Here is an 11,194-nt window from a genome sequence, read left to right on the forward strand (position 1 = left end):
AATGGCCGGAACACGTCCACAAAATGCGGCCCCTGTCGAAGAAGCCGAAACCTTTCTGGAACAACATCCGGAAATTGCAGCCTTCGACCTGGTTCTCATCGATCCGAACGGGGTGGCACGCGGCAAGATCATTCGCCGTCATGAACTCTTGCCTCTGTTCCGCTCCGGTCGGCATCTGCCCGGCTCAATTCTCGGGCTCGATATAACCGGTGCGGATGTCGATGAGACCGGTTTGACCTGGGACGATGGAGACGCCGACAGAGTTGCCTGGCCGATTTCCGGTTCACTGGTAACATTGCCCTGGACGTCACCCGAACGCGGCGAAGTTCGCGTCATGCTGTACGAACTCGACGGCTCTCCCATGGGGGCTGATCCCCGTCAGGCTCTGGTGCGCCAGATCGAGCGTTTTGCCACCAGAGACATGTTCCCGGTGCTGGCTTTCGAACTTGAATTCTATCTTCTGGACGCTGAAAAAGACGGCGCCGGCAAACCAGAGGCGGCCCGCCTGCCACTTTCGGGAAAAGCGGCACAGGGCAACCACGTCTACAGCGTTGCCATGCTGGACCAGTTCGAGCCGTTCATCGATGCGCTCTACCGTGCCGCCGCAGCCCAAAATCTGCCCGTGGAAACAATCATCTCGGAATATGCGCCCGGCCAGTTTGAACTCACGCTCCGCCATCAGGCCCAGGGCCTTCGTGCGGCAGACGATCTCGTGATGCTCAAGCGGCTCGTTCGCGGTCTTGCGATCCGGCACGGTATGCGCGCCAACTTTATGGCCAAGCCGTTTGCCCATCGCTCGGGTTCCGGCATGCATCTTCATGCCAGTCTTGCCGACCCGTCGGGTCGCAATCTGTTTGCCGACGAGGAGGACGATCTCGCGCCTTTGCTGCGCCACGCCATCGGTGGCTTGCAGGAAACAATGGCGGAGTCGATGCTGGTCTTCGCCCCCAATCTGAATTCCTGGCGTCGCTTTACGCGCAACAGCTATGCTCCGACTTCTCCGACATGGGGTCGCAACAACCGCAGCGTTGCCATCAGGGTGCCGGCTGGCAACCCCGCCAACCGCCACCTTGAACATCGCTCACCTGGTGTCGACGCCAACCCTTATCTGGTTGCTGCGACCGTCCTTGCAGGGATCTACCGGGGGATCGAAACACAAATCGAGCCGGACGCAGAGGCAACCACCTATAGCGATGCTCCTGAAACGACACTGCCCTGCGATTGGCGGGAAGCAATCGATTTTGCTGATCGATCCGACTTTCTGAAGGATGCGCTCGGTGAGCGCATGGCCTCTGTCTTCATTGCGCTCAAGCGTGTTGAACACAGTTTCTTTGCCTCGGAGGTAACAGACGAAGAATTTGCCTATTATGGCGACGTCATATGACGACATGCGAAGACGACTTTCGCACGGCTCTGGTGACCGGAGCTGGAAGCCCCGATGGCATAGGCTTTGCGATTGCCCGCAAACTTGCACAGAAAGGCCTGACTGTATTCATCACAGGCGCGAGCGATCGGATCCACCAGCGCGCGGATGAGCTGCGTGCGCAAGGCTACAGCGTCACATCCCATGTCGCGGATCTCACCAAGGCAGATGAAGTTATTCGATTGCGGGACATTGTTGGGCCAGTTGATATTCTCATCAATAATGCAGGCATGGGGTCCGTGGCGGTGCCAGCCGTGCAACGAGATTTTCAGGCGCTGAGCGAGGCTGATTGGGACGCTGGAATGGATGTTACGCTCAAGACGGCTTTTCTGGTCACGCGCGCATTTCTGGGCTCAATGACCGAACGGCGGCGCGGGCGCATCGTGAATATCGCCTCCGTTACCGGTCCATTGGTTTCCAATCCGGGTGAAGCTGCCTACTCAGCAGCAAAGGCAGGCATGGTGGGGCTCACCCACGCCCTGGCGCTTGAAGTTGCGCCGTACGGTCTGACCGTGAATGCAGTCGCTCCCGGCTGGATCGAGACCGGGGCGTCCACCGAGGACGAGCGGATCGCTGCGCGGCACACGCCACCCGGACGCGCCGGCACACCGGATGAAGTCGCTGCCGCCGCTGCCTTTCTGGCCTCTGCCGACGCGAGTTACGTGAATGGCGCAGTGTTGGTCGTTGATGGCGGAAACACTCTGCAGGAACGCAAGGTCCAACTTGCCTGAGCTTCAACCATGTCACGCGCACAGGCAGAAAGTGCGCCCGAAACAAGGCATGTTGCAAGTGGTTTCAGCGCAGTGTCTTGAAGGTGTAGGAAACAATGCGAGAGCTATCGACGCAACAGCAGCAGGTTTATCAGGCGCTTCGCGAGCAGCTTATTTCGGGCCGCTTTTCTCCCGGCACGAGCGTTAGTCTCCGGGGCCTCAGCAAGAGTATGGACGTTGGACTGATGCCTGTCCGCGAGGCGATTACGAGGCTTGGTGGCGAACGGGCGCTGGAAGTGCGTCGCAACGGCCGGGTCGGCATTCCCGAACTCACGCGCGAACGGTTCGAGGAGCTTATGCAGGCGCGGCTGCACCTGGAGCCGCTTTGCGCACGCCGGGCGCTTCCCTATGTGAAGTCTGAGACGATTGCCGCAATGGAAGCCAGCGATTCCCGCATGAACCAAAGCTACGGAGCCAAGGATGCGGACACCTACATGCGGGAAAACTATCAATTTCACTTCGAATTGTACCGGGCAGGGGGCTCGGAAGTCCTGGTGGCTCTGCTCGAAAGCATTTGGATGCAGTTCGGTCCGTTCATGCGGAGCGTTTATGACATGAACGAAACGACCCGAATGGTCGACAAGCACCAGATGACGCTGGAAGCAATTCGGCGAGAGGATGCCGAAGCGCTGGGCGTTGCGATCCAGGCGGACATCCTTGATGCCATTCACCTTTTAAAACAAACCCTTGGAAGCTAGGCCTTTCTTGAGTGCTGGCGTCAAGCATCGCTAGATCATTCCGAGTGACCGGCGCTACAACATTGGTGGCAGCTGTCGATGCCGTTTTCGAGCGAAAGGTAATTCCGTTTCGCCGCAGCTATGGACTGGTGGCAGTTGCTGTAGTTGGCGACATCCAGCCGGTTTTAAGGATTTCGCCAGCGGGTCGACGTTCTTTTTCAAGATAGCAGATTTCAAGGTCGCGCCTCGTCTGTTCCAGAATTGTCCGGAAACTAATCGCCTCGGCCTTCAGCAGTCGCTGCAACTTTCGTGCGGTCATATCGAGAGGCTCGCTGACATCGCCAATACCGCACCTGCCCGAGGTCAGGATTTCAACAAGGTCTTTGCCAACCCGGCAAGGACGGTGACTTGATTTCGCGAGCCCTTATGATCGGCTGGCTTTGCCATCTAGAAGCCGCAACACCCTGTCGGGGAGGGCGAAGGCCGCCCGCTCCGCATGTGCTTTTCCTTGCTCGAACCAGCGGTTGGCCACAGGGGTGCCAAATACAAAAAAGTTTTTTGCCCGAATGACAGAGGCCGCTCTCCCGTGAATAGAAGCGTTCAAAGGCGATCTCCGTGAATTTGTCACGATTGTAAAGTTCGGGCAAAGGCCATGCCGGGCCAGCATCCTATCTCAGTCTCAATGACGCATCGATCAAGGAGACAGTAGATGCCAAAGGCAGAGCAAAACCTGCTGGTGTTGCAAGGCGGCGGCGCACTCGGCGCTTATCAGGCGGGCGCTTACCAGACGCTGAGCGAGAGCAGTTTTGCGCCGGACTGGGTCGCAGGGATTTCCATTGGTGCAATCAACGCAGCAATCATTTGCGGAAATCCAGTCGAACTGCGCATGGAACGGCTCCGGGCCTTCTGGGAAGAAGTGACATCGGACCTGACCGTGAAGCCTTTCTCTTGGGGCACGAAGTCACGTCGTACCTTTTCGGAACTGGCTGCAGCTGAGGTGACGATAGCTGGCGTGCCCGGTTTCTTCCGGCCCCGCGTGCCAATGGCACTTTGGCCCTTTTCGGCCGATCCAGCTCTCAGTTTCTACGATACCACGCCTCTGGAAGGCACGCTTGGCGAGCTGATCGATCTCGATTATCTCAACGAAGAAGGGCCTCGGCTGAGCGTTGGCGCTACCGACATCGAAACCGGCAACTTTATCTATTTCGACAGCGAGAAGATGCGCCTCGATCTGCGGCACATCATGGCCAGCGGTGCGCTGCCGCCGGGATTTCCGCCAGTCGAGATCGATGGACGTTTCTACTGGGATGGCGGCCTGGTGTCGAACACACCGCTGCAATACGTAATGGAAAATGCCGGGGCCGACACGCTCTGCATTTTTCAGATCGACCTCTTCAACGCGAGGGGGGAGGTGCCCGGCGACATCGCCGATGTGCAGCAGCGCGAGAAAGACATCCGCTTTTCGAGCCGCACCCGGTTGACGACCGACAGGTTCAAACATCTTCACGATCTGCGCGCTGCTGCCGAAAGATTGGTGGAGAAGCTGCCGAAGGACATGCAGTCGGATCCCGACCTTGCCCTTCTGCGAAATGCCAGCCCGGCCTGCCCGATCACGCTGGTGCATCTCATCCACCGCAAGGAAGGGTTTGAGAGCAATTCCAAGGATTACGAATTCTCGCGGCTATCGATGACGGAGCATTGGGCTGCCGGCGTCGACGACGTGAAGCGCACGCTTGCACACAGGAAATGGAAAAGCCGCGAGATCGGCAAGGACGGACTGCAGGTCTTTGACCTGAGTTCCAGCAATGCATGAAGGAAAATAAGATGAAAGCGGAAGACGTCGCCAGAAACGCATTTTCAATGCCTCTCACCAACCCTTCCTATCCGAAAGGTCCCTACAAGTTCGTGAACCGTGAATTCTTCACCATCACGTATCGTACCGACCCTGACGTGCTGCGCCGCCTCGTGCCGGAACCGCTGGAGATCCCGGAACCGCTGGTGAAATACGAGTTCATTCGCATGCCGGATTCCACCGGTTTTGGCGACTACACCGAAAGCGGCCAAGTCATCCCTGTTACCCTCGATGGTGTTGCAGGGGGCTATTCGCATTCGATGTATCTCAACGACGAGGCACCCATCGCAGGCGGACGCGAAATCTGGGGCTTTCCGAAGAAACTCGCCGATCCCTCGCTCTCCGTGAACAAGGACACGCTCATTGGCACGCTCGACATGGGTGGCATCCGCGTGGCGACCGGCACGATGGGCTACAAGCATCGGGAACTGGATCATGCCAAGGTTCTTAAATCACTCGAAGGCCCGAACTTTCTGCTGAAGATCGTTCCGCATGTGGATTGCACACCGCGGATCTGCGAGTTGGTCCGCTACTACACGACCGACGTGACCCTGAAGGGTGCCTGGGAAGGCCCGGCGCGGCTGGAACTCTTCCATCACGCGCTTGCTCCCGTCGCCGACCTGCCGGTGCTCGAAGTGGTCTCGGCAGTACATCTGGTGACCGACCTGACGCTCGGTCTGGGCGACGTCGTCCACGACTATCTCTCCTGAAACGCTTATTTGAAACAGAAGGAAATTCGTCATGAACCTCAAGGATAAAGTCTGCATCGTTACCGGTGCTGCCAGTGGTATCGGCCAGGGCATCGCCAAACGCTATATTGCCGATGGCGCCAAGGTCGCCATTGCCGATTTGAACCTCGACGCGGCGCAGAAGACCGCGGACGAATTGAACGCGCAAGGCCCCGGCAAGGCGATCGCTGTCGAGATGAACGTGACCGACGAGGCACAAGTCAACGCCGGCGTCGAAAAGGTCGTGAAAGAATGGGGCCGGATCGATGTGCTGGTCTCCAACGCTGGTGTGCAGATCGTGCATACGATGGAGAATTTCCCTTTCAACGAGTGGAAGAAACTCCTGTCAATCCATCTTGACGGGGCTTTTCTGACGACAAAGGCCTGCCTGCCGTACATGTACAAGGCAGGATCGGGCTCGATCATCTTCATGGGCTCGGTCCATTCCAAGGAAGCCTCGCCGCTGAAATCCGCTTATGTCACGGCCAAGCACGGGCTGCTGGGTCTCGCCCGGGTGATCTCGAAGGAAGGTGCGGAACACGGCGTGCGCGCCAATGTGATCTGCCCCGGCTTCGTGAAGACACCCCTGGTGGAAAAACAGATCCCCGAGCAGGCGAAGGATCTTGGCATTTCCGAAGAGGAAGTCGTCAACCGCGTCATGCTGGGCGATACGGTCGACCAGGAGTTCACCACGATCGAGGACGTGGCAGAAGTGGCTCACGTCTTCGCAGCCTTCCCGACAAATGCGCTCACCGGACAATCACTCGTTGTCAGCCACGGCTGGTACATGAACTGATGCGTCTTGCGGACCAGGTACCTCTGGGACGGTAAATCTGCCGGTGGTCTCACAGCAGAATACGCAGAGAGAAAATTAATCGGGCACGCGCAAGCGTGACATGCAAGGCGCAACTTTCTCTGGAAGGTGCGCCTTACTCTCGTTTTGAAGGCGTAAGGAATGTGCAGCAAAGTTGCCGGGACGAGATGACGGCGTGGCTATGATGCAGACTTGCGGTCGGCAGTGGCTTCAGAGCGTTGTGAACGTTCAGGTGTTTGCACGTGTCAACAATCACCAGGCCGGCAAACAGTCCAGACCTCAAGGAAGAGAACAACTGGCCTGCGGTTCCCGCTACGCGGCTAGCCGGGAAAATCGTGCTGTTCTCCCAGTGCCGGAAATGCAATCTCGACCCGCAGTCCCGGATCGTTGTCTTGCAAGGTTATGCTGCCGTTGTGACGTTCCACGATCACGCGCACCAGCGCCAGGCCCAACCCGCTGCCAGATTTGGTTCGGCTCGGGTCCAGACGATAAAACGGCTGGAACACCGCATCGCGGTCCGCTTCGGGAATTCCGGGCCCTTTGTCCGCCACCACCAGAATGACGCAGTCCTCGTGCCGGGTCAGTTCCAGGCAGATCTCGTTTCCCTCCGGCCCGTAATTGACCGCGTTCTGCAGCAGGTTCACGATCAACTGCTGCAGCATCTGCGTATCGCCATGGATCTCACATGAATCTGCGTCGTCCAGATGCGGCACGAGAATCTGTCCGGCATCCTCGGCGACCATTGCGTAAGTCTCGGCCAAGTCGCTAACCAGAGCGCTCAGCTCGACCGTCTTGAACGTCGCGTTGTCCGTTCCTCCTTCAATCCGGGACAACTGAAGATATGTGTCGAAGATGCCGCGCATCCGCTCCAGTTCGTCCTGGGCATCTAGCAGTGCATCCATCGGATCTGCCCCTTCCTCGACCTTGTCCTGCGCACGGCCAAGCGCGAGATAGGCTCGGCCAAGAGGCGATTTCAGATCATGCGCCACCGCTGCGGCGGTGTTGCGCGTCGTGGTCATCAATCGCGATGAGCGGTCGAGATGCAGGTTCATCTCACGCGCCAGCCGGTCAATCTGCGTCGTGCCGCCGTTCTCGGGAATGCGCGCCGCGACGTCCCCTTCGCTTGCCCGCGCCAGCGCCGCCTCGATTTCGCGCAGGCGGAGCAGGCTTTGCCGGCTGAGGAAGTATCCGAACGCAATCATCGACAGGACGACGATGAACCCTGTCAACGCGAGCGTTCGCACAAAGGCTTCCCGAGTGCGCTTCAGAACGTCCAGCCGCTGTCCGACGACCAGCCAGCGTCCGTCCACCTCGTTGCTGTAGTATATGGATTCGGTCGAGGCGCCGGGCTGCGGTGGGGGCAGGTATTCCAGTGTGCCAACCTGGAATCCGGACCCTGGCGGGCGTGTCGTCAGGTTTCCGGCCAGGTGCCTGGTTTCATCGAAGATAGCCAGCGCGCGCGTTCCCGATTCCTCAAGCGAGGCCACATGCTGGATTGCGCTGATGACGTGATCGGCGCCTTCTGCCTGATGATCCGCAGCCAGAATGTCCCAGCGTTCCTTCACGTCGTTTCGGATTTCTTCCAGCAAGGTGTGCTCGACATACGTCAGCGCAGCCCATCCCACCGCGATCAGGATGAAAAGAAAGACAATTGATGACCGCAGCACGGCGGTAAAGGCGGCTCCTGAAAGAACTTCACCGCGGTCCATGCAACGAATACCCGGTGTTGCGGATCGTATGGATCAGGGCCACGTCGAAAGGCTTGTCGATCTTTGCGCGCAGGCGGCTCATGTGGGTCTCCACAACCGTGGAGTTCGGTTCAAAGTTGAAGTTCCAGACGCGTTCCAGCAGCATTGTCCGACTGACGACATGGCCCGCGTTGCGCATCAGAATTTCCAGCATGTTGAACTGCTTGGTATGCAATTCGATCAGCATGCCCTGGCGTGTTGCCGTGCGTGCAAGAAGGTCCAGCGTCAGGTCATGCACCTTCAGGAACTGGTCCACCCCGCTAGTCTTTCTGCGTCCTGTGACCGCCCCGATCCGCGCCAGCAGCTCCGAGAAATGGAACGGCTTGGTCAGATAGTCATCGCCGCCCGCCGACAGGCCTTCGACCCGATCATCCACCTGTCCCATCGCAGTCAGAAACAGCACCTGCAGGTCTTTCTTCGATGCCCTCAGCGCCTTGAGCACCGACAACCCGTCCATGCCCGGCATCATCCGGTCCAATATTGCCAGGTCGCAATCGTTGTACAGGCAATAGCTCAGCGCATCGCGTCCGTCGGTAACGTGATCGACACTGTGACCGTTCTCGGTCAACCCGGCGACAATGTACTCGGCCATCTTGGCATCGTCTTCGGCAAGCAGGATTTTCATGAGGCGGCGTCTCCTTTCCAAAGACCCTATGACAGTGGCGGCTGTCTCACCAGCCAAACTGCATTTCTTACACGGATGTAAGTTTCACGCGAACTTCAGGGGCATTGGCGGACGTATTGAAGCCATGGATCCAGGACTTTGCACCGGATCATTTGGAGCAACACTCATGAACACGAAAACCGCCGCGCCGTTGAATTGCACCGTTGCGCAGCAGGCAACGCGTCGGCTCACAATCATCGGTGTAGTGTTCGTTGTCGTCGGCCTCCTTGTTATGCTTCTACCGTCAATAGCGACGCTTGCGGCCGAACGCCTTGTTGCTTCGATGTTGATCCTCTGGGGAGGAGCCGGTCTCTGGTGCATGGTCGAGATGCGATCCGCGCCCGAATGGCGATATGGTGCTGGGGCCTTTGCCTTCATGCTAATCGTCGGCCTGATTTTCGTGATCTTCCCCGTCGCAGGCATCGGAACGCTGTCCATCCTGATGATAATCGCCTTCCTGATTGAAGGGATCGTATTCATTCTTCTGGGCCTGCGCAGTTCCTCTTACTTGGCCAACTGGCGATGGTTGGTTTCAAGCGGTGCGTGTTCTCTGATTGTCGGGCTGATCGTTGTCCTCGGCTGGCCCAACTCGGCCCCTTCGATGCTCGGCCTGCTGTTGGGCGCGAATTTCCTGTCCAACGGGCTGTCGCTCGTCATGCTCAGCCGCTCCGGCAGGGCCACGACCTAACGCGATGCGTCTGGCAGATACCGTCAAATGTGTCGTCCTCGGATGCCTTCGATAGATGTCTGACATCCTTCAGCAAACTTTGCGGTCTGACCTCTTCAAAAACGTCAACGGCAAGGACGGCCATAACCCTCACAAATGTCAAAGACTTGCGTATCAGGGCCGGTCAACGACACTGGAATTTCAATTCTAATCGATACCTCCGTTGACAAGCGGCAAAAACAGGTTCCATAGTAGTAATAGTGGAGCATATTCCACAATAATGAAATAAGGGGAACTTCCGATGTCTGTCCGCAAATCTCTGTTCGCGCTGTCCAGCGCGCTGATGCTATCAGTTTCTCCTGTTCTGGCTGCTGGAACGGTCAACGTCGCCATTATTGGCGAACCTGACACGTTCGATCCGATGGTCTCAACCAAAGATGTAGTCAGCATCGTCACACAGCATTTTGTCGAAACACTCTACACATTTGACGAGAGCTGGGCCGTTGTACCGCTCTTGGCGGCCGATATGCCTGAAATCAGCGACGACGGCCTTACCTACAAAATCCCGCTGCGCGAAGGCGTAACGTTCCATGACGGTTCTTCCATGGACAGCGCCGATGCCGTCGCATCGCTGAAGCGCTGGCTCGAAGTTTCAAGTCGCGGAAAATCCGTTGCTGACAAGGTGGCTGGTGTCGAAGCATCCGGCCCGAACGAAGTGACCATCACGATGAAGGAGCCCTATGCGCCGCTCCTGTCGCTTCTGGCCTTTTCCAACTCCGCTGCAGTTGTCTATCCCGAAGAGATCATTGCGCCCGAAATCGAAACGATTGTCGGCACGGGGCCCTACAAGATCGAGGCGCATGAGCCGGACCAGTATACGCAACTCGTCCGCTTCGACGGCTACACACAGCCAACCGGCGCGGCTGAGCGCAAGCAGGTGCCTGATGAAATCCGGTTGATCCCGGTTCCCGACGGCAACACCCGCGCTGAAGGCCTGCTCTCCGGTCAATACGACTATGCCGACGGACTTTCGACGGAAACCTACGACCGTCTGGAAGCTTCGGACGCGGCGGAGCCGGTTCTCCTGCAGCCCTTCGGCTGGCCGGTATTTGCGGTGAACCACAAGAAGGGGATCATGATGGATCTGAACATCCGCAAGGCTGTTCAGGCTGCTCTTCCCTTTGACGATATGCTCTTTGCCGGCTTCGGTAACGAGAAGTTCTTTAAGACTGATGGTGCGCTCTATCCGGAAGGCTGGACATGGCACAGTGATGCCGGTGTGGAGCTCTATAATCAGAACGACCAGGAAAAGGCTGCGGAATATCTCAAAGCTGCCGGGTACGACGGATCTCCGCTGCGCATTCTCACCTCGCATCAGTACGAGTTCCATTATCAGATGGCCGAAGTTGCGAAGGCGGGGCTGGAAGCGGCTGGCATGAAAGTTCAGCTTGATGTTGTCGACTGGGCGACGCTTGCTCAAAACCGCAACAATCCGGACCTTTGGGATATCTACATCACCCACTCGCCGTTCCTTCCGGAACCGGCGCTTATTTCCAGCCTGTTTTCCACCGCGCGTGAAGGTTGGGACAATCCGACGAAGAACGAAATTCTCAACCGGTTCACCTCCGAAAGCGATCCGGAAAAGCGGAAAGCCATCTTCGGAGAGCTGCAGAAGATCGTTCTGGAAGATGTCGGCTTCATCAAGGTCGGTGACTTCAATGCACTTCAGGGCAAGGCAAAGGGCCTTACAGGGGTCAACCCGTCGCCATGGCCGGCTTTCTGGAACGCACAGGTCTCCAAATAAGCTTGCTTGAAATTGGCTGCGCCGGAATGTCCTGGCGCAGCCGTTTA

Annotated in this window: 10 protein-coding genes; 8 read left to right on the top strand and 2 right to left on the bottom strand. The window is 57.7% G+C overall.

Translation table 11 applies throughout. From position 1 onward, the window contains the following. Position 1 precedes the first annotated feature (1 nt). From V1T76_RS26010 to V1T76_RS26035, 6 genes are all read left to right on the top strand, one after another. A complete protein-coding gene (locus tag V1T76_RS26010) occupies positions 2–1,384 on the top strand; it encodes a glutamine synthetase family protein (protein WP_330563592.1) in 1,383 nt (460 codons plus the stop codon). Continuing rightward, on the top strand, positions 1,381–2,154 hold the full coding sequence (locus V1T76_RS26015) for an SDR family NAD(P)-dependent oxidoreductase (RefSeq protein WP_330563593.1): 774 nt from the start codon (positions 1,381–1,383) through the stop codon (positions 2,152–2,154). Before V1T76_RS26010 ends, V1T76_RS26015 begins: the two co-directional genes overlap by 4 nt. 95 nt (positions 2,155–2,249) lie before the next feature. Then, entirely contained in the window at positions 2,250–2,891 is a 642-nt protein-coding gene (locus tag V1T76_RS26020; RefSeq protein ID WP_330563594.1) for a GntR family transcriptional regulator, read from the top strand. 688 nt (positions 2,892–3,579) lie between these two features. Beyond that, a complete protein-coding gene (locus V1T76_RS26025) occupies positions 3,580–4,683 on the top strand; it encodes a patatin-like phospholipase family protein (protein ID WP_330563595.1) in 1,104 nt (367 codons plus the stop codon). 11 nt (positions 4,684–4,694) lie between these two features. Then, positions 4,695–5,432 carry an acetoacetate decarboxylase gene (locus tag V1T76_RS26030; protein ID WP_330563596.1) on the top strand — a complete coding sequence of 246 codons (738 nt, stop codon included), beginning with the start codon at positions 4,695–4,697 and terminating at the stop codon, positions 5,430–5,432. Positions 5,433–5,463: 31 nt separating this feature from the next. Then, the gene (locus tag V1T76_RS26035) at positions 5,464–6,246 is read left to right on the top strand and encodes a 3-hydroxybutyrate dehydrogenase (RefSeq protein WP_330563597.1); all 783 of its coding nucleotides are present in this window, start codon (positions 5,464–5,466) and stop codon (positions 6,244–6,246) included. A 338-nt stretch (positions 6,247–6,584) separates the two neighbouring features. Here V1T76_RS26035 and V1T76_RS26040 read toward each other — a convergent pair whose 3' ends face one another. Both V1T76_RS26040 and V1T76_RS26045 read right to left on the bottom strand, forming a co-directional pair. After that, the gene (locus V1T76_RS26040; protein ID WP_330563598.1) at positions 6,585–7,973 is read right to left on the bottom strand and encodes a HAMP domain-containing sensor histidine kinase; all 1,389 of its coding nucleotides are present in this window, start codon (positions 7,971–7,973) and stop codon (positions 6,585–6,587) included. Continuing rightward, positions 7,960–8,637: a response regulator gene (locus V1T76_RS26045; protein WP_148587667.1), complete on the bottom strand. Its 678-nt coding sequence runs from the start codon at positions 8,635–8,637 to the stop codon at positions 7,960–7,962. The genes V1T76_RS26040 and V1T76_RS26045 overlap by 14 nt, the downstream gene beginning before the upstream one ends. A gap of 166 nt (positions 8,638–8,803) precedes the next feature. On the opposite strand from V1T76_RS26045, the gene V1T76_RS26050 reads away from it, so the two are divergent. Together V1T76_RS26050 and V1T76_RS26055 are read left to right on the top strand one after the other, a co-directional pair. Beyond that, positions 8,804–9,364, top strand: coding sequence for an HdeD family acid-resistance protein (locus tag V1T76_RS26050; protein ID WP_330563599.1), 561 nt, complete (start codon positions 8,804–8,806; stop codon positions 9,362–9,364). Between the two features lie 280 nt (positions 9,365–9,644). Beyond that, entirely contained in the window at positions 9,645–11,147 is a 1,503-nt protein-coding gene (locus tag V1T76_RS26055) for an ABC transporter substrate-binding protein (RefSeq protein WP_330563600.1), read from the top strand. The last annotated feature ends 47 nt before the right edge of the window (positions 11,148–11,194 follow it).

This window comes from Roseibium sp. FZY0029 (genome assembly GCF_036350355.1).
Classification (GTDB): Bacteria; Pseudomonadota; Alphaproteobacteria; order Rhizobiales; family Stappiaceae; genus Roseibium.

What these genes read in the sequence shown, in the direction of transcription:
- V1T76_RS26045 (WP_148587667.1), bottom strand. Translation starts at nt 8,637, where the DNA reads ATGAAAATCCTGCTTGCCGAAGACGATGCCAAGATGGCCGAGTACATT.
- V1T76_RS26035 (WP_330563597.1), top strand. Translation starts at nt 5,464, where the DNA reads ATGAACCTCAAGGATAAAGTCTGCATCGTTACCGGTGCTGCCAGTGGT.
- V1T76_RS26025 (WP_330563595.1), top strand. Translation starts at nt 3,580, where the DNA reads ATGCCAAAGGCAGAGCAAAACCTGCTGGTGTTGCAAGGCGGCGGCGCA.
- V1T76_RS26040 (WP_330563598.1), bottom strand. Translation starts at nt 7,973, where the DNA reads ATGGACCGCGGTGAAGTTCTTTCAGGAGCCGCCTTTACCGCCGTGCTG.
- V1T76_RS26020 (WP_330563594.1), top strand. Translation starts at nt 2,250, where the DNA reads ATGCGAGAGCTATCGACGCAACAGCAGCAGGTTTATCAGGCGCTTCGC.
- V1T76_RS26055 (WP_330563600.1), top strand. Translation starts at nt 9,645, where the DNA reads ATGTCTGTCCGCAAATCTCTGTTCGCGCTGTCCAGCGCGCTGATGCTA.
- V1T76_RS26050 (WP_330563599.1), top strand. Translation starts at nt 8,804, where the DNA reads ATGAACACGAAAACCGCCGCGCCGTTGAATTGCACCGTTGCGCAGCAG.
- V1T76_RS26030 (WP_330563596.1), top strand. Translation starts at nt 4,695, where the DNA reads ATGAAAGCGGAAGACGTCGCCAGAAACGCATTTTCAATGCCTCTCACC.
- V1T76_RS26010 (WP_330563592.1), top strand. Translation starts at nt 2, where the DNA reads ATGGCCGGAACACGTCCACAAAATGCGGCCCCTGTCGAAGAAGCCGAA.
- V1T76_RS26015 (WP_330563593.1), top strand. Translation starts at nt 1,381, where the DNA reads ATGACGACATGCGAAGACGACTTTCGCACGGCTCTGGTGACCGGAGCT.